At 59.8% G+C, this 17,798-nt stretch carries 14 protein-coding genes; 2 read left to right on the top strand and 12 right to left on the bottom strand.

Features of this window, described 5'->3' with window-relative positions:
• The first annotated feature begins 316 nt into the window (after positions 1 to 316).
• The gene (locus KVO92_RS01065; protein WP_217473851.1) at positions 317 to 1,912 is read left to right on the top strand and encodes an isocitrate lyase; all 1,596 of its coding nucleotides are present in this window, start codon (positions 317 to 319) and stop codon (positions 1,910 to 1,912) included.
• 849 nt (positions 1,913 to 2,761) lie between these two features.
• Here the strand turns inward: KVO92_RS01065 and KVO92_RS01060 are convergent.
• From KVO92_RS01060 to ppsA, 7 genes are all read right to left on the bottom strand, one after another.
• The gene (locus KVO92_RS01060; protein ID WP_217473850.1) at positions 2,762 to 3,754 is read right to left on the bottom strand and encodes an OmpA family protein; all 993 of its coding nucleotides are present in this window, start codon (positions 3,752 to 3,754) and stop codon (positions 2,762 to 2,764) included.
• Between the two features lie 100 nt (positions 3,755 to 3,854).
• Positions 3,855 to 4,421: an RNA polymerase sigma factor SigX gene (gene sigX, locus KVO92_RS01055; protein WP_217473849.1), complete on the bottom strand. Its 567-nt coding sequence runs from the start codon at positions 4,419 to 4,421 to the stop codon at positions 3,855 to 3,857.
• A gap of 107 nt (positions 4,422 to 4,528) precedes the next feature.
• Positions 4,529 to 5,353, bottom strand: a complete 825-nt coding sequence (locus KVO92_RS01050) for a mechanosensitive ion channel family protein (RefSeq protein ID WP_217473848.1) — start codon at positions 5,351 to 5,353, stop codon at positions 4,529 to 4,531.
• A gap of 2 nt (positions 5,354 to 5,355) precedes the next feature.
• Positions 5,356 to 5,601: a CrfX protein gene (locus tag KVO92_RS01045; protein ID WP_217473846.1), complete on the bottom strand. Its 246-nt coding sequence runs from the start codon at positions 5,599 to 5,601 to the stop codon at positions 5,356 to 5,358.
• A gap of 56 nt (positions 5,602 to 5,657) precedes the next feature.
• A complete protein-coding gene (locus KVO92_RS01040) occupies positions 5,658 to 6,650 on the bottom strand; it encodes a zinc transporter ZntB (RefSeq protein ID WP_217473844.1) in 993 nt (330 codons plus the stop codon).
• A 68-nt stretch (positions 6,651 to 6,718) separates the two neighbouring features.
• On the bottom strand, positions 6,719 to 7,207 hold the full coding sequence (gene rraA, locus KVO92_RS01035; RefSeq protein WP_217473843.1) for a ribonuclease E activity regulator RraA: 489 nt from the start codon (positions 7,205 to 7,207) through the stop codon (positions 6,719 to 6,721).
• A gap of 124 nt (positions 7,208 to 7,331) precedes the next feature.
• Positions 7,332 to 9,704, bottom strand: coding sequence for a phosphoenolpyruvate synthase (gene ppsA / locus KVO92_RS01030; RefSeq protein WP_217473842.1), 2,373 nt, complete (start codon positions 9,702 to 9,704; stop codon positions 7,332 to 7,334).
• Positions 9,705 to 9,860: 156 nt separating this feature from the next.
• Between ppsA and ppsR the strand changes: the two genes are divergently transcribed.
• A complete protein-coding gene (gene ppsR, locus KVO92_RS01025; RefSeq protein ID WP_217473841.1) occupies positions 9,861 to 10,679 on the top strand; it encodes a posphoenolpyruvate synthetase regulatory kinase/phosphorylase PpsR in 819 nt (272 codons plus the stop codon).
• A 117-nt stretch (positions 10,680 to 10,796) separates the two neighbouring features.
• On the opposite strand, the gene prpF is transcribed toward ppsR, so the two are convergent.
• The 5 genes from prpF to KVO92_RS01000 all read right to left on the bottom strand — a co-directional run bounded on the left by prpF (position 10,797) and on the right by KVO92_RS01000 (position 17,584).
• Positions 10,797 to 11,984 (bottom strand): 2-methylaconitate cis-trans isomerase PrpF, encoded by a 1,188-nt coding sequence (gene prpF / locus KVO92_RS01020; RefSeq protein WP_217473840.1) that lies wholly within the window; start codon positions 11,982 to 11,984, stop codon positions 10,797 to 10,799.
• A 115-nt stretch (positions 11,985 to 12,099) separates the two neighbouring features.
• On the bottom strand, positions 12,100 to 14,703 hold the full coding sequence (gene acnD / locus KVO92_RS01015) for a Fe/S-dependent 2-methylisocitrate dehydratase AcnD (protein WP_217473839.1): 2,604 nt from the start codon (positions 14,701 to 14,703) through the stop codon (positions 12,100 to 12,102).
• A 71-nt stretch (positions 14,704 to 14,774) separates the two neighbouring features.
• On the bottom strand, positions 14,775 to 15,902 hold the full coding sequence (gene prpC / locus KVO92_RS01010; RefSeq protein ID WP_217473838.1) for a bifunctional 2-methylcitrate synthase/citrate synthase: 1,128 nt from the start codon (positions 15,900 to 15,902) through the stop codon (positions 14,775 to 14,777).
• 81 nt (positions 15,903 to 15,983) lie between these two features.
• A complete protein-coding gene (gene prpB / locus KVO92_RS01005; protein WP_217473836.1) occupies positions 15,984 to 16,871 on the bottom strand; it encodes a methylisocitrate lyase in 888 nt (295 codons plus the stop codon).
• A complete protein-coding gene (locus KVO92_RS01000) occupies positions 16,868 to 17,584 on the bottom strand; it encodes a GntR family transcriptional regulator (RefSeq protein WP_217473835.1) in 717 nt (238 codons plus the stop codon). The genes prpB and KVO92_RS01000 overlap by 4 nt, the downstream gene beginning before the upstream one ends.
• Positions 17,585 to 17,798 lie beyond the last annotated feature (214 nt).

Raw genomic sequence — 17,798 nt, 5'->3', positions numbered from 1 at the left:
GGCGGACTGACGAGGTTGCGACTGGAACGAGTCGTCCTGAGGGACGGGGAAGCGATTGACGCACAGCTCGAAGATGCCAGTACGCTGAGTCATCCATGGCGCCACGCCGCAGATGACGGAATGCCACGACCATTCCGCAGCCCGCTCAAGCCTTCTAGCGGTCGTAACTGCACACCCTCCTCTCCTCGGTTCAATCCTCGTCTCGGTCGGTATTTCGACGCTCCGCCGCGTGTTGCCCGCATCATCAGCGGAAGCATGCAGGTTCAAGTGGGAAAGTCGGTGCTCAACCAACCACGTATTTTTTGAAGGATTGACCATGTCCGCTTATCAAAACGACATCAAGGCCGTTGCCGCTCTGAAAGAAGCAGCTGGAAGCAGCTGGAGCGCTATCAACCCTGAATCCGTCGCTCGCATGCGCGCTCAGAACCGTTTCAAGACCGGTCTGGAAATTGCTCAATACACCGCCGACATCATGCGCAAAGACATGGCCGAGTACGACGCTGACTCGTCTGTCTACACCCAATCACTGGGCTGCTGGCATGGTTTCATCGGCCAGCAGAAGCTGATTTCCATCAAAAAGCACCTGAAGACCACCAACAAGCGCTACCTCTACCTGTCGGGCTGGATGGTTGCCGCGCTGCGCTCCGAATTCGGACCGCTGCCGGACCAGTCGATGCACGAGAAGACAGCTGTTTCCGACCTGATCGAAGAGCTGTATACCTTCCTGCGCCAGGCTGACAGCCGTGAGCTGGACCTGCTGTTCACCGCGCTGGATGCCGCTCGTGAAGCCGGCGACACCGCCAAGGCGAACGAAATTCAAAGCCAGATCGACAACTACGAAACCCACATCGTGCCGATCATCGCCGACATCGATGCCGGCTTCGGCAACCCGGAAGCCACCTACCTGCTGGCCAAGCGCATGATCGAAGCAGGCGCTTGCTGCATCCAGATCGAGAACCAGGTTTCCGACGAGAAGCAGTGCGGCCACCAGGACGGCAAAGTCACCGTCCCGCACGCTGACTTCCTCGCCAAGATCGCTGCCGTACGTTACGCATTCCTCGAGCTGGGCATCGACAACGGTGTCATCGTTGCGCGTACCGACTCCCTGGGTGCAGGCCTGACCAAGCAGATCGCCGTGACCAAAGAGCCGGGCGACCTGGGCGACCTGTACAACTCGTTCCTGGATTGCGAAGAAATCTCCGAAGCCCAGCTGGGCAACGGCGACGTCGTGATCAAGCGCGAAGGCAAGCTGCTGCGTCCGAAGCGTCTGCCGTCCAACCTGTTCCAGTTCCGCAAGGGCACCGGTGAAGACCGTTGCGTCCTGGACTGCATCACCTCGCTGCAGAACGGTGCCGACCTGCTGTGGATCGAGACCGAGAAGCCGCACGTTGGCCAGATCAAGGCCATGGTCGATCGCATCCGCGAAGTGATTCCGAACGCCAAGCTGGTGTACAACAACAGCCCGTCCTTCAACTGGACCCTGAACTTCCGCCAGCAGGTGTTCGACGCCTTCGTTGCCGAAGGCAAGGACGTCTCCGCCTACGACCGCGCCAAGCTGATGAGCGTCGAGTACGACGAAACCGAGCTGGCCCAGGTTGCAGACGAGAAGATCCGTACGTTCCAGCGCGACGGTTCGGCTCACGCCGGCATCTTCCACCACCTGATCACGCTGCCGACCTACCACACTGCCGCGCTGTCCACCGACAACCTGGCCAAGGGCTACTTCGCCGACCAGGGCATGCTGGCCTACGTGAAGGGCGTTCAGCGTCAGGAACTGCGTCAGGGCATCGCCTGCGTCAAGCACCAGAACATGGCTGGCTCCGACATCGGCGACAACCACAAGGAGTACTTCGCTGGCGAAGCGGCTCTGAAGGCAAGCGGTAAAGACAACACCATGAACCAGTTCCACTAAGAGCTGGCACGACCCGAGCACAGCTCGGGTCAGTGGTGAGCAGATGCCTCCGGCATCTACCGAAGGAAGCTGCTCCCTCACCGGGAGCAGCTTTTTTTTGTCTACTGCAGGGGGTGCTCAACCAAGACGCCTTCTTGCTTGCCTGGATACCCGGCCACACTTCCCTCCGGACGGATGCGTCCCGGGCCCGCGTCGCGCTCTCGATGGCTCAACGATACTGCCGCGCTCTATGTGGCAGCATTCAGACCCGCTAATTTCGGCAGCGCTCCTGTTTCTGCTCCGCTCGACGCCGAGCCCAGCCGACTCGATTGAAGATGAAGGCCGCCACGCGCGCCATAAGCGAGGTGCTGTGGAAGGAACACAAGCCCGCGCTTAGGCTCGACCAATGCATTCGACTTCGCGACGAAGCCGCATCCGCCATCGGAAACATCGCAGTCAGGGTCCTTAAGAACAGACCGGCCTGCTTTCAGGTAGGCGAGCACGCATTGCGAGCAGTGCCAGTCCACCCTTAAAGCAATCGTATGCTGGTAGCCAGCGCCCACAGCACGAACCAATCGATCGGGTTTTAGGCGTGGCCTAGAAATCCAAAGCTGGCCGCCTCGGCACGGCTGTCCTGGTCGAGCCTTGGACGCTCGCTCCAAGACATCAGGAGGCTCGCTGCAGCCGCTGCGAAGCATGCGGACGGAGCGCTAACGGTCTGCCGCTCCCATAGCCCCAGCCTCTTCGCAGGAAACGAGGACCTACAAACGCAAAAAATCCGATGCCAGAAGCTGGCATCGGATTTTTCAGTAAAGCTATTGATCGCGCCAATCTAAATCGGCGCGATCAAGCGACGGGGCGAGGTACGAATTAACGAACCTGCGCTTCGACTTCAGCTTCTACACGACGGTTGATCTGACGACCTTCCTCGGTGCTGTTGTCGGCAACCGGGCGGGTTTCGCCATAGCCAACCGAGTCGACACGCTGGCCCGACACGCCGTACTGATTGACCAGAACGTCACGTACTGCCTGAGCGCGGCGCTCGGACAGACGCTGGTTGTACTGATCGGTACCGACGGAGTCAGTGTGACCTTCAACGGTGGTGCTGGTCTGCGGATACTGCTGCATGAAATCCGCCAGGTTCTTGATATCGCTGTAGCTTTCTTCGCGAACTTTCGCCTTGTCGAAGTCGAACTTGACGTCAAGCTCAACGCGAACCAGCTCAGGCTCCGGCTCTGGCTCGTTGTCGACGATCGGTGCCGGTGCGGGTTCAGGAGTCGGCTCGACCTGAGCGACTTGCTGCTGCGCGCCACCACCGAAGTTCAGGCCTACGCCTACGCCTGCCATCCACTCGCCTTCGTTGGCATCGATGTTGTACATGCCGTCGACGCCAGCTTTAGCGAAGAAGTTTTCAGTGAAGTAGTACTTCACGCCAGTGCCTACATTGGCGAAAGTGCTGTGGTCGCGGCCGCCACGGTTTGCCTGGCCGATGCTCTGATGAGCAGCGCCTGCCGACACGTATGGGCGCAGGCCCACGCCTGGCTGGCCGAAGTGGTAGGTCGCGTCGAGAGACGTCAAGCTGCCCTTGATATCCTTGTGGCCGCCGGCACCAACCGGGTCACGGGACGTCAGATCATGGTATTCGCCGTAGGAAAGTCCGAGCGAAACGTCATCTGTCAGGAAGTAGCTGGCGCCGGCACCGTAAAGCTCGCCATCACGCTGAACGTCGCGAGAGCTGTCGGTAAAGTAGTGCTTGCCGAACGCTTCCATCTCTACGGCACCTTGACCTTGAGCCAGCGCGCCAAAAGAAGTAGCAGCAACCATGGAGCCAATTACAACGCCCAAGGTGTTTTTAACTTTCATCCGTAAATCCCCATCTGGTGGTGAGTATCAGAACAATCTAAGGAAACCGGCTGTCTCGAGGTCCAAGCTGTTCGCTATTCACTAAGACAGCTTGTTGCCGTTAAGTTTCAGCAATTCCTGAAAATTTTTCGCGTAGTTTATCCAATGCCCGCTTGTACCGCATCTTCGTTGCGCTTAGCCCCATATGCATAATGTCGGCTATTTCCTGGAACTCGAGCTCTGCGACAAAACGTAGCACCAGTATTTCCCGGTCAATCTGGTTTACGTGCACAAGCCACTTGTCTAGCCCGGCCTTCTCCTCGACATTGGGCGCTTTGTCGTCGGAAGCCTCTTCAACCGGATCGAGGCTCAACGCATCGAGTAGTCGGCGCTTGCGCCGCTCTTTTCGATACTGAGTAATACATTCGTTGTAAGTAATACTGTATAGCCATGTCTTGAACTTCGACTTCCCTTCGAAGTTCTTCAGGCCATACAACACCTTCAGCATCACCTCTTGGCAGACATCATCCGCGTCCCGATCGTTGCCTAGATAACGCGCGCACACATTAAATAACGTTCGCTGATAGCGCCGCATCAGCTCCTCGTAAGCGCGCGTTATATGAAACAACTCGCCATGCGCGCGCTGCACCAGCTCTTCATCGGAAAGCAGGCGGGGGTCGTAGCTCATGTTGGGTGAATGGGCTGTAGTCAAGACGCTTCGAACCGGCAAAAGTCGTGGCCGCGATTTCCGCTAATACGCGAAAAGCGGCGGCGCACTTTAACAGATTACCGGGCCTAGCGGCTGCTCACTCGCTGCTCCAGAAGCACAGTATTTGCAACTGAGACCAGCTCACCGTCGTCGGTTAGCAACAGCGTTTTGGCCGTACCGATCTCTTCGATGACGCCGTCCGAACCTTCCAGCCGTATCCGCTGCCCGACTTCGTAGAGCTCGCGCACATAGATGCCAGCCAGGATCTGGCTGACCAATCCACGACTACCCAACCCGAGCGCGAGCGCAACGGCGAGCCCGACCGAGATCAGCGCGATGGCGATCACGTAGTTGAGCAACTCGGTTTTCACCTCGAGCTGGCCGATGGCAACAGAGATGCTGATGATAATCACCAGCCCCTGCGCGATCCGCCCCAGGCCACCGGCGTAATCCAGCCCAACGCCCTCAGCGGCACCCCGCACCAAGCCGTTCACCAGCTGAGCGAGCAGCACGCCGGCAAGCAGAATCAGAGCCGCGCCGAATACCTTCGGCACGTACAGCGCCAGCATGTCCAATACCGCCGATACGCGCGCAAGACCGAGGGACTCGGCAGCAGACACGAGGAAAACCAGTAGCACGAACCAGTAAACGATCTTTCCAATCAGCGCGGACGCGGGCGCGCGTATACCGGCGCGCCCCAACAGCTTATTGACCCCGGTCCCGGCAACCAGCCGATCGAGCCCGATCTTTGCCAAGACCTTTGAAAGCAGTGCATCCAGTAACTTGGCAACGATGAAGCCTATTGCGACGACCAGCAGCGCTCCAAACAGACGCGGGATAAACGCTGCGATAGGTGCCCAGAGCGCGTTCATCGCGCCTAGCAGGCTTTGGCTCCAGGGATCGAATTCCATGCTCAATCAGCCTTATCGTTAAAAGTGGTTCGAGAAGAGGAACGACGCGTGACCGCCGGCGCCCGCCCGGCGCTGCCGCTCGCGGCGATCAACACAGCCTGCAGCCAATTCCCCATCAAGCCGAACAGGTCTCCTGCCCCTACCTGGCGGTTGGCGGTTTTCAAGACGCGGCTCAGGCAGGCATTGTCATCACGCGAAGACTGAGCATTGAGCATGTCCCGCAACGACTCTTCGAAGGGATCGCGCATGGTTACCTCGCTAAATTGTGTGATCTAGACGGCACAACGGCAGCGAAAAGTCACATTCACACCCATTTGAGGCGGCGAAAGATACACCACTGAAAGGCGGCAACCACAGCGATAACGCCACAGGCAACATAGAAGCCGTACGGATGCTCCGATCCAGGAATACCGCCGACATTGATGCCCAGCAACCCCGTCAGGAAGCTCATGGGCAGGAAGAACCCCGTGATGATCCCAAGCAAATACATGGTTCGATTCATGCGTTCACGCATGCGTCGTTCTTCAGCTTCCAGGATCAGGTTGACGCGTTCGCGAACCAAGTCCAGTTCTTCCAAGTAGCGAATCAACCGGTTGCTCAGCTCGTTCCAGTAATCGGTATCGTCATCGACGAACCAGGGAAGGCGATTGCGGGTGAGTTGCCCGTAGATTTCTCGCTGGGGTAGAAGAAAACGGCGCAGGCTGGCAGCTTGCCGTCGCAGCGAGAGCATCTCGTCCTGCGGCGGCGAATAGCGCTCGTCGGTCTCGACCCGATCTTCCTCGTTATCGAGCTTCTCGGTCACCACCTCGACGAGGTCATCGACTCGACTGGTCAGCGCATCAGCGAGCGCGAGGAGGATTTCCGAGGAGGTCTTCGGTCCGACGCCAGCATCCAGTTGCTGCATCACCGTCTCGGTGGAGCGCAACGGCCGCAAGCGCAGGGAAATGACACGGCGAGCATCGGCAAAGACGCGCAACGACACCATGTCTTCCGGCTCGGCGTCCGGATTAAGGTTGACGCCCCGGAGAAAGAGCAGCAACTCGTCGTTCGGCAGCGCGAGCAGACGAGGCCGCGTATTCTCCTCCAGCAACACGTCGCAGGCGAACGCACTGAGTCCACTGCGTCGACGCAGCCAATCGCGTGCCGCCGCCTGTCCTCGATCCCAGTGCAGCCACAGGCTCTCGGTTTCGCCTAACTGCAGCGTGGCAATATCGGCATACGCGATCGGCCGCGCGCCGCCCTGTCCGTCAAGTACCAAGGCATGCAGCAGCCCGGATTGAGAGGTCTCGTCGCGCAAATCAGTCGTCTCGTGCACATTGCAAAAAAGCCCGGCATGGCCGGGCTCGGGTAAGCGGAGCTCGTGAATCAGGCAGGCATTTTCAGCGGTTCAGGCGAAACCACGATGCCGTTATTGTCGGCGTAGATGTACTCACCCGGGCGGAAGGTCACACCGCAGAAGGTGACGGGTACATTCAAGTCGCCGATTCCCCGCTTGTCAGTTTTCATTGGATGGCTGGCCAGCGCCTGAACGCCTAGTTCAGTTTGGGCAATCACGTCGACATCGCGCACGCAGCCGTAGATCACCAGACCTTCCCAGCCATTGCGCGCCGCCTTCTCAGCCAGCATATCCCCCAGCAGCGCGCGGCGCAGCGACCCACCGCCATCGACCACCAGGACCTTACCGGCACCGGCAACCTCGACCTGTTCCTTGACAAGGGAATTGTCTTCGAAGCACTTGATCGTAACGATCTCGCCGCCAAATGAATCCCGACCACCGAAGTTGCTGAAAATGGGCTCAACGACCTGAACCAGGTCAGGGTATGCGTCGCACAGATCCGGGGTGACGTATTGCATGGGAAACTCCTTGCTGAAAATACCGATGCCACTGCCCCACCGGGCCGGACCTCGAGTATGAAAAAGCACTTTCCATTTAGCGCGCAAAAGGGGCGAGATTCGCCCCTTCTGCCTTGCCTCTAGCTCACTGAATCTCAGCGTCAGCCAAGAAGAACCAGGTGTCCAGCACCGAGTCGGGGTTCAGCGAAACGCTCTCGATGCCCTGCTCCATCAACCACTTGGCCAGATCGGGATGGTCGGACGGTCCCTGGCCACAGATGCCAATGTACTTGCCCGCCTTGTTACAGGCCTCGATCGCATTCGCCAGCAGCTTCTTGACCGCCGGATTACGCTCATCGAACAGGTGCGCGATGATGCCCGAATCGCGATCCAGACCCAGCGTCAGCTGCGTCATATCGTTAGAGCCGATGGAGAAGCCGTCGAAGAACTCGAGGAACTCGTCGGCCAACAACGCGTTGGATGGCAGCTCGCACATCATGATGACGCGCAGCCCGTTCTCACCACGCTTCAGGCCGAACTGTCCGAGGATGTCGATAACCTGCGCCGCTTCGCCCAGGGTGCGGACGAACGGCACCATGAGCTCGACGTTGGTCAGCCCCATCTGCTCGCGCACCTTGCGCATCGCGCGACATTCAAGCTCGAAGCAATCCCGGAACGATTCGCTGATATATCGCGAAGCACCACGGAAGCCGAGCATCGGGTTTTCTTCTTCCGGCTCGTATAGCTTGCCGCCGATCAGGTTGGCGTATTCATTGGACTTGAAGTCCGACAGACGCACGATGACCTTTTTCGGCCAGAACGCAGCGGCCAGGGTACTGACACCTTCGACCAGCTTCTCGACGTAGAAATCGACCGGATCACCGTAACCGGCGATACGCTTTTCGACACTCTTCTTGACGTCCGCTGGCAGGCCGTCGAAGTTCAGCAGCGCCTTAGGATGCACACCAATCATGCGATTGATGATGAATTCGAGACGTGCCAGACCGACACCTTCGTTCGGCAGCTGAGCGAAGTCGAATGCGCGGTCCGGGTTGCCGACGTTCATCATGATTTTGAACGGCAATTCGGGCATGGCATCGATGGAATTCTGGCGAATGTCGAAGCCCAGCTCGCCCTCGAAGATCAGGCCGGTATCGCCTTCTGCACAGCTGACGGTGACTCGCTGGCCGTCTTGTAGCAGCTCGGTGGCATTGCCGCAGCCCACGACCGCCGGAATGCCCAGCTCACGCGCGATGATGGCTGCGTGGCAGGTACGTCCGCCGCGGTTGGTAACGATGGCGCTGGCGCGCTTCATCACCGGCTCCCAATCCGGATCGGTCATGTCGGAGACGAGTACGTCACCCGGCTGAACCTTGTCCATCTCGGATACGTCATGGATGATTTTCACCGGACCGGCACCAATGCGCTGGCCGATAGCACGCCCCTCGACGAGCACCTTGCCCTTCTCTTTCAGCAGGTAGCGTTCCATCACGTTGGCGCTGCTGCGGCTCTTCACGGTTTCCGGACGCGCCTGGACGATATATAGCTGGTTGTCGTCACCGTCTTTGGCCCACTCGATGTCCATCGGACGACCGTAGTGCTTCTCGATGATCATCGCCTGCTTGGCGAGGTTGGAGACCTCCTCGTCGCTCAGGCAAAAGCGCATACGGTCAGCCTGATCGACGTCGACCGTCTTGACCGACTTGCCGGCACGGGCTTCTTCGCCGTAGACCATCTTGATGGCTTTGCTGCCCAGGTTGCGACGCAGGATGGCAGGCCGCCCGGCTTCCAGGGTGTGCTTGTGAACATAGAATTCGTCAGGGTTGACGGCGCCCTGCACGACGGTCTCGCCGAGGCCGTACGCACCGGTGATGAACACCACGTCACGGAAGCCGGACTCGGTGTCGAGCGTGAACATCACACCGGCAGTGCCGGTCTCGGAACGCACCATGCGCTGTACACCGGCAGACAGGGCGACCAATTTGTGATCGAAGCCCTGGTGGACCCGGTAGGCAATTGCACGGTCGTTGAACAGCGAGGCAAAGACCTCCTTGGTGGCGCGAATCACGTTATCCACGCCACGAATGTTCAGGAAGGTCTCTTGCTGACCGGCGAACGATGCGTCCGGCAGGTCTTCTGCAGTCGCCGAGGAGCGGACGGCGACTGCCATGTTGTCGTTGCCGGCCGCCATTTCCGCAAACGCGGTACGAATGTCGGCGTCGAGCTGCGGCGGGAACTCCGCATCCATCACCCAGCCGCGGATTTGCGACCCGGCTTTGGCCAGCGCGTTGACGTCATCGACATCCAAGGCGTCGAGCAGCGCATGAATCTGATCGTTCAGGCCGCTGAGTTCCATGAAATCGCGATAGGCCTGCGCCGTAGTGGCGAAACCACCGGGCACCGATACCCCGGCGCCAGCTAGGTTGCTGATCATCTCGCCCAGGGAGGCGTTCTTGCCCCCTACACGCTCAACATCATGGTTGCCGAGCTTATCGAGGGAAACTACGTACTCTACCAAGGTGATCTCTCCACGTTGTGTTGGAAACTCGATTCGTGCCGATCCGCGGCACGGTGGCCTGACCCTGCAAAATAAGTAACAATGCCCGCCAGTCGAGGCTCGGCGAAGGGGCCTACTATAGCTGAGAACCGTTCTTGACTTAAGGTCCCAGGCGCAATGAAACGAACTGCATTTTTCATATCCGACGGTACCGGGATTACGGCCGAGACACTTGGCCAAAGCCTGTTGGCACAGTTCGAAACGATCCACTTCACCAAGCTCACGCGGCCATATATAGATACGGCCGAAAAAGCGCGGGCAATGGTACAGCAAATCAACAAAGCGGCGGAAAGCGACGGCGCGCGGCCGATCATATTCGATACGCTGGTGAACCAGGAAATTCGCGACATCCTGGCTGAGTCAAATGGCTTCATGATCGATATCTTCTCGTCCTTCCTTGCTCCGCTGGAGCATGAGTTGATGTCACGCTCTTCCTATTCGGTCGGCAAATCCCACTCGATCAGCCATAACGCCAACTACATGGAGCGAATCGATGCGGTCAATTTCGCTCTGGATAACGATGACGGTGCCCGCACGCACTACTACGACAAGGCGGATCTGATTTTGGTCGGTGTCTCCAGGTGCGGCAAAACGCCCACCTGTCTGTACATGGCCATGCAATACGGTATCCGTGCCGCCAACTATCCGCTGACCGAAGACGACATGGAGCGTCTGCAATTGCCGGCCGCGCTCAAAACCCATCGCGACAAGCTGTTCGGGCTGACCATCGACCCGGACCGCCTTACAGCGATCCGCAACGAGCGCAAACCCAACAGCCGCTATGCCAGCTTCGCCCAGTGCGAATTCGAGGTTCGCGAAGTGGAGAATCTCTTCCGCCGTGAGAACATCAATTTCATCAATTCGACGCATTTTTCCGTTGAGGAGATCTCGGCGAAAATACTGGTCGAAAAGGGCGTCGAGCGTCGCCTCAAATAACTGTCGCTTCGGCTAGACCACAAAAAATCCGCTTGGTGCGGATTTTTTGCTTTTCAGCGGCTGAAATTGGGGGATTCACGTAAGCAGAGGTCGCTTCTGCACACGTTGCGACCTGGGCTAGAAGGCGTCGCCTGGTACGCGTACCCAGCCCTCCATCAGCACCCTTGCACTACGGCTCATGACCGCCTTGGTCACGGCCCACTGACCGTCTACCTGTTGCGCCTCGGCACCGACACGCAGCGTTCCGGATGGATGACCGAAGCGAACTGCCTGACGTTCGCCGCCACCAGCAGCCAGATTGACCAGCGTACCCTGAACGGCTGCGGCAGCCCCGATTGCCACCGCACAGGTGCCCATCATTGCGTGGTGGAGCTTGCCCATGGACAAGGCTCGAACCAGGAGATCGACATCGCTTGCCTCGATGGTCTTACCCGAAGAAGCGAGATAACGCTTCGGCCGGGACACGAAGGCAACCTTGGGAGTATGTTGGCGGGTCAACGCCTCTTCCGCGGTATTGATCAATCCCATGCGCAATGCGCCGGCTACTCGAATTACCTCCAGCCGTGCCAGCGCTTCCGGGTCGCCATTGATGTCTTCACGCAGCTCGGTGCCCTCATAACCGATATCTTCGGCGTTGACGAACACCGTCGGAATGCCCGCGCTGATCATGGTTGCCTTCAGCGTACCCAGGCCGGGGACTTTCAGGTCGTCGACCAGGTTGCCGGTGGGGAACATCGACCCCCCCTCCTCGCCGTCATCGGACGGATCGAGGAACTCGAGCACGATCTCGGCAGCTGGAAACGTCACGCCGTCCAGCTCGAAACCCCCGGTTTCCTGCACCTGACCGTCGCTGATCGGCACGTGGGCAATGATGGTCTTACCAATATTGGCCTGCCAGATACGCACCACGCAGGTGCCGTTCTGCGGAATGCGCTCGGCATCCACCAGGCCGGCATGCAGGGCAAACGCACCGGCTCCCGTGGAGAGGTTGCCGCAGTTGCCACTCCAGTCGACGAAGGCCTTGTCGATCGACACCTGCCCGTAGAGGTACTCCACGTCGTGATCAGGCCGAGCGCTCTTGGAGAGGATCACGCACTTGCTGGTACTGGATGTGGCCCCGCCCATGCCGTCGATATGCGCCGAATACGGATCGGGGCTACCGATCACGCGCATGAACAGCTTGTCGCGCGCCGCGCCAGGCACCTGGCAGCTTTCCGGCAGGTCCTGCAACCGGAAGAATACGCCCTTGCTGGTGCCGCCCCGCATGTAGGTCGCGGGAATCTTGATCTGGGGTTGATGAGCCATGAGTGACTCCTGGCTGAAAAATGAATGGGCCGTAGGGTGGATCACGCTTCATCGATCCACCGCGCGATGATGCGGCGGATGGAAAAAGCGCCATCCGCCCCACGGAATCGGGCGGTCATGCCTGTTGAAGGAAGTCCTTGGCGAAACGCTGCAGCACACCGCCGGCCTGGTACACGCCGACTTCGGCCGCGGTATCGAGCCGGCAGGTCACCGGGACCCGGACGTCTTCGCCGTTCTTGCGATGAATGACCAAGGTCAGGTCGCAGCGCGGTGACGGCTCACCTTCGATATCGAAGGTCTCGGTGCCGTCAAGGCCGAGGGTCAGGCGGGTAGTGCCCGGCTTGAACTCGACCGGCAGCACGCCCATTCCCACCAGGTTGGTGCGGTGGATACGCTCGAAGCCTTCGGCGACGATCACCTCCACACCGGCCAAACGCACACCCTTGGCCGCCCAATCACGCGAGCTGCCCTGACCGTAATCGGCACCGGCGATGATGATCAGGTTCTGCTTGCGGTTCATGTAGGTTTCAATGGCTTCCCACATACGCATCACCGTGCCTTCCGGCTCGACGCGCGCCAGCGAGCCCTTCTGCACCTTCCCGTCGACCACCGCCATCTCGTTGACCAGCTGCGGGTTGGCGAAGGTGGCGCGCTGGGCCGTCAGATGGTCGCCACGGTGGGTGGCGTAGGAATTGAAGTCCTCTTCGGGAAGCCCCATCTTCGCCAGGTACTCACCGGCCGCCGAATCCGGCAGGATGGCATTGGAGGGCGACAGGTGATCGGTGGTGATGTTGTCCGGCAGGATTGCCAGCGGCCGCATGCCCTTGAGTGTTCGCTCGCCAGCCAACGCGCCTTCCCAGTACGGTGGGCGGCGGATATAGGTGGACATCGGGCGCCAGTCGTACAGCGGGCTTTTGGCTTCCTCGATGGTGCCCAGATCGAACATCGGAATGTAGATCTGCTTGAACTGCTCGGGCTTGACCGAGGACGCGACGATGGCATCGATTTCCTCGTCAGACGGCCAGAGGTCCTTCAGAGTGATCGGGTTGCCACTCTTGTCGGTGCCCAGCACGTCCTGTTCGATATCGAAGCGCACCGTACCGGCGATGGCATAGGCGACCACCAGCGGTGGCGAGGCCAGGAACGCCTGTTTGGCATAGGGATGAATACGACCATCGAAGTTGCGATTACCCGACAGCACTGCGGTGGCGTACAGGTCACGGTCGATAATTTCCTGCTGGATCTTCGGGTCCAGCGCACCGGACATTCCATTACAGGTGGTGCAGGCGTAGGCGACGATGCCGAAGCCGAGCTTCTCCAGTTCCGGCAGCAGGCCGGCTTCTTCCAGGTACAGCTTGGCGACCTTCGAGCCCGGCGCGAAGGACGTCTTCACCCAGGGCTTGCGTACCAGACCCAGTTCGTTGGCCTTTTTGGCCAACAGGCCCGCCGCGACGACGTTGCGCGGGTTGGAGGTGTTGGTGCAGCTTGTAATGGCCGCGATGATCACCGCACCATCCGGCAGGCGGCCTTCAGCCTCTTCGGCCTTGGCGGCGGCCAGCTTGGCCTCGTCGGCGATACCGCGCTCGTGCAACGCCGAGGTCGGCAAGCGCTTGTGCGGATTGGACGGGCCGGCCATGTTGCGGACCACGCTGGACAGATCGAATTCGAGCACACGCTCATACTCGGCATTGGTCAGAGCGGTCGCCCACAGGCCGGTTTCCTTGGCGTACTGCTCGACCAGCGCGACCTGCTCCGGCTCACGACCAGTCAACTTGAGGTAGTCAGTGGTCTGCTGATCGATATAGAACATCGCCGCCGTGGCGCCATATTCGGGGCACATGTTGGAAATGGTCGCACGGTCTCCGATCGTCAGGCTGTCCGCGCCTTCGCCGAAAAACTCGACCCAGGCTCCCACCACCCGCTCCTTGCGCAGGAATTCGGTCAACGCAAGGACGATATCGGTGGCCGTGATGCCCGGCTGACGCTTGCCCGTCAGGCGTACACCGACGATGTCCGGCAGGCGCATCATCGACGGCAGCCCGAGCATCACCGTTTCCGCTTCCAGCCCACCGACACCAATGGCGATCACGCCCAGGGCATCCACGTGCGGCGTGTGCGAATCGGTGCCCACGCAGGTGTCAGGGAAGGCCACGCCACCACGCGCCTGGATCACCGGCGACATTTTTTCCAGATTGATCTGGTGCATGATCCCGTTCCCGGCCGGGATCACATCGACATTCTTGAACGCCGTCTTGGTCCACTCGATGAAGTGGAAACGGTCTTCGTTGCGGCGCTCCTCCACGGCTCGGTTCTTGTCGAACGCCTCGGGATCGAAGCCTGCGAATTCCACGGCCAGCGAGTGATCGACGATCAACTGAGTAGGCACGACCGGATTGACCTTCGCCGGGTCGCCGCCTTGCTCGGCGATCGCATCCCGCAGGCCCGCCAGGTCGACCAGTGCGGTCTGACCCAGGATGTCATGACAGACCACGCGCGCCGGGTACCAGGGAAAGTCCAGATCACGACGACGCTCGACGATCTGCGTCAGCGCTTCGGTCAGCATCGCCGGATCGCACCGACGAACCAGCTGTTCGGCCAGTACGCGGGAGGTATAGGGCAGCTTGTCGTACGCGCCCGGCTGGATGGCTTCGACGGCCGCACGGGTATCGAAATAGTCCAGCTGGGTGCCAGGCAGCGGTTTGCGGTGTTCTGTGTTCATGCCGGAAGAACTCGATCCAGTAAATGTTGAAAACCAGAGGGGGAGACCGTCGCGGCCTCCCCTCCTATGAATCAGCGTTCGGCGATCGGGACGACCTTGCGCTGTTCCGGGCCGACGTAATCGGCACTCGGCCGGATGATGCGGTTATTGGCCCGTTGCTCGATTACGTGAGACGCCCAACCCGTTACGCGCGAGCAGACGAAGATCGGCGTGAACAGCTTGGTCGGGATGCCCATGAAGTGGTACGCGGAGGCGTGGTAGAAATCGGCGTTGGGGAACAGCTTCTTCTGAGCCCACATGGTCTCATCGACCGCCACCGATACCGGATACAGGACGGTGTCACCCACCTCGTCGGCGAGCTTCTTCGCCCACACCTTGATGACTTCGTTGCGCGGGTCCGACTCCTTGTAGATCGCATGGCCGAAGCCCATGATCTTGTCCTTGCGCTCGAGCATGCCGAGGATGCCCTGTACCGCCTCGTCGGGAGACTTCCAGCGCTCGATCATGTCCATTGCCGCCTCGTTGGCGCCGCCATGCAAGGGACCGCGCAACGAGCCGATGGCGCCGGTGATGCAGGAATACATATCCGACAGCGTCGAGGCGCAGACCCGCGCGGTGAACGTCGAAGCATTGAACTCGTGCTCGGCGTAGAGAATCAGCGAGACGTTCATCACTTTCACGTGCAGCTCGCTTGGTTTCTCGCCATGCAACAACGCCAGGAAATGCCCGCCCAGCGTGTCTTCATCGCTGGTGCATTCGATTCGCTGCTGCTGATGGGTGAAGCGGTACCAGTAGCACATGACTGCCGGGAACGCGGCCATCAAGCGCTCTGCTACGTCGCGCTGTTGATCGAACGAACGCTCAGGCTCCAACGTCCCCAACATCGAGGAGCCGGTGCGCATGACGTCCATCGGATGAGCATCGGCAGGAATGCGCTCCAACACTTCCTTCAGCGCAGCGGGCAGGTCGCGCATCGTCTTGAGGCGCGCCTTGTATGCCTCTAGCTGCTTCGCGGTCGGCAGTTCACCGTAGAACAACAGGTAGGCGACTTCCTCGAACTCGGCCTGCGCGGCCAGTTCACGCACGTCGTACCCGCGATAGGTCAGACCAGCCCCGGTCTTGCCAACCGTGCACAGGGCTGTCTGCCCGGCAACCTGGCCACGCAGGCCGGCGCCGCTCAATACTTTTGCTTCAGCCATTGCTCTCTCCTTATTGGATTTGTTCTGGATACCGCCAATTGCTTTGCCGTAAACGGGGCGCTACCGGAGCGCCCGGTCATCTCAACCCTTCTTCTGCGCGAACAAGGCGTCGAGGCTTTCCTCGAACGCGTGATAATTGATGCGCTCGTACAGCTCCATGCGGGTCTGCATCGTGTCGATCACATTCTTCTGCGTGCCATCGCGGCGGATCGCGGTGTAGACATTCTCAGCCGCCTTGTTCATGGCGCGGAACGCGGACAGCGGATAGAGCACCAGCGAGACATCGGCACCTGCCAGCTCTTCGGTGGTGTACAGGGGCGTCGAACCGAACTCGGTGATATTGGCCAGGATCGGCGCCTTTACCCGCTCAGCGAAGATCTTGTACATCGCCAGTTCGGTAACGGCTTCGGGGAAGATCATGTCAGCGCCCGCCTCGATGCACGCCGCAGCACGCTCCAGCGCGGATTCCAGTCCCTCGACCGCGAGGGCATCGGTGCGCGCCATGATCACGAAGCTGTCGTCGGTACGGGCATCGACCGCCGCCTTGATCCGATCGACCATCTCCTGCTGCGAAACGATCTCCTTGTTCGGGCGATGCCCGCAGCGCTTGGCGCCCACCTGATCCTCGATGTGAATGGCCGCCGCGCCGAACTTGATCATCGACTTGACGGTACGCGCCACATTGAAGGCGGACGAGCCGAAGCCGGTGTCGACATCCACCAGCAACGGCAGATCGCATACGTCCGTGATGCGCCGAACATCGGTCAGCACGTCATCCAGGCCGCTGATGCCCAGATCGGGCAAACCCAGGGAGCCGGCTGCTACGCCGCCACCAGACAGGTAAATAGCCTTGAAACCGGCGCGTTTGGCCAACAGCGCATGATTGGCGTTGATCGCACCAACCACTTGCAGGGGATGCTCACTGGCCACTGCATCGCGAAAACGCTGGCCGGGGGTAGGAAGTGTCATGCCTCACCTCTTGGTTGTGTGTCTGTTGCAGCGTGGTAATGCCGCTCGATATTGCGTTTGGAAGCACCGATGTGTCGGCGCATCAACAGCTCGGCGAGCTCGCCATCGCGATCCGCGATGGCGTCGAGAATGCGATGGTGTTCGGCGAACGCCTGGCGTGGGCGGTTTGGCGTTGCCGAGAACTGAATGCGGTACATGCGCACCAACTGATAGAGCTCACCGCAGAGCATCTGGGTCAGGGTTCGATTGCCGCTGCCTTGAATGATCCGGTAGTGGAAATCGAAGTCGCCCTCTTGCTGGTAATAGCCGACGCCAGCCTGAAATGCGGCGTCCTGCTCATGGGTATCCAGCACGCGCCGCAACTCATCGATCTCCGCTTCGCTCATGCGCTCGGCAGCGAGCCGACAGGCCATGCCTTCCAGTGATTCGCGAATCTCGTATAGCTCGATCAGCTCTGCATGGCTGAGCGACACCACACGAGCACCCACATGCGGCACTCGCACCAGAAGCTTCTGCCCTTCGAGCCGATGTATCGCTTCGCGCAACGGCCCGCGACTGATCCCGTAGGTCCGCGCGAGCTCGGGCTCCGAGATCTTGCTGCCCGGGGCGATCTCGCCCTTGATGATGGCGGCTTGAATCAGTCGGAAAACATGTTCAGACAGGGTTCCGGTATCGACCAGATCGGCGCGAGGCGCATCCAAAGCATCCAGCATATTGTTGACACCTATGTACAAGGTACGAACAAAATAAGCCTGTCTATGCGGGCCGGTCAATCATACAAAGGTAGATTGTCGACAATTAGAAAATTACCTTGATGGCAGGATGCATTAATGGCCGTCATGCCCCGCCGGTTAGGTCTAGTCGCCTGATTCAGCCGCCATGCTAGAATGCCGAGCTATATGCCGCGCGGGGCACCAGCCTCGCCAC

It is taken from the genome of Stutzerimonas stutzeri, from assembly GCF_019090095.1.
In the GTDB taxonomy this organism is placed as follows: Bacteria; Pseudomonadota; Gammaproteobacteria; order Pseudomonadales; family Pseudomonadaceae; genus Stutzerimonas; species Stutzerimonas stutzeri_AN.
The sequence above is the reverse complement of the archived record's forward strand: the minus strand, read 5'-3'. Positions and strand labels throughout refer to the sequence as shown.

Excerpts from the sequence above, each read along its gene's own strand:
- KVO92_RS01045 (WP_217473846.1), bottom strand. The coding sequence starts at position 5,601 with ATGCGCGATCCCTTCGAAGAGTCGTTGCGGGACATGCTCAATGCTCAG.
- prpF (WP_217473840.1), bottom strand. The coding sequence starts at position 11,984 with ATGGCTCATCAACCCCAGATCAAGATTCCCGCGACCTACATGCGGGGC.
- KVO92_RS01065 (WP_217473851.1), top strand. The coding sequence starts at position 317 with ATGTCCGCTTATCAAAACGACATCAAGGCCGTTGCCGCTCTGAAAGAA.
- ppsR (WP_217473841.1), top strand. The coding sequence starts at position 9,861 with ATGAAACGAACTGCATTTTTCATATCCGACGGTACCGGGATTACGGCC.
- sigX (WP_217473849.1), bottom strand. The coding sequence starts at position 4,421 with ATGAGCTACGACCCCCGCCTGCTTTCCGATGAAGAGCTGGTGCAGCGC.
- KVO92_RS01050 (WP_217473848.1), bottom strand. The coding sequence starts at position 5,353 with ATGGAATTCGATCCCTGGAGCCAAAGCCTGCTAGGCGCGATGAACGCG.
- rraA (WP_217473843.1), bottom strand. The coding sequence starts at position 7,207 with ATGCAATACGTCACCCCGGATCTGTGCGACGCATACCCTGACCTGGTT.
- prpB (WP_217473836.1), bottom strand. The coding sequence starts at position 16,871 with ATGACACTTCCTACCCCCGGCCAGCGTTTTCGCGATGCAGTGGCCAGT.
- acnD (WP_217473839.1), bottom strand. The coding sequence starts at position 14,703 with ATGAACACAGAACACCGCAAACCGCTGCCTGGCACCCAGCTGGACTAT.
- prpC (WP_217473838.1), bottom strand. The coding sequence starts at position 15,902 with ATGGCTGAAGCAAAAGTATTGAGCGGCGCCGGCCTGCGTGGCCAGGTT.
- KVO92_RS01060 (WP_217473850.1), bottom strand. The coding sequence starts at position 3,754 with ATGAAAGTTAAAAACACCTTGGGCGTTGTAATTGGCTCCATGGTTGCT.
- KVO92_RS01000 (WP_217473835.1), bottom strand. The coding sequence starts at position 17,584 with ATGCTGGATGCTTTGGATGCGCCTCGCGCCGATCTGGTCGATACCGGA.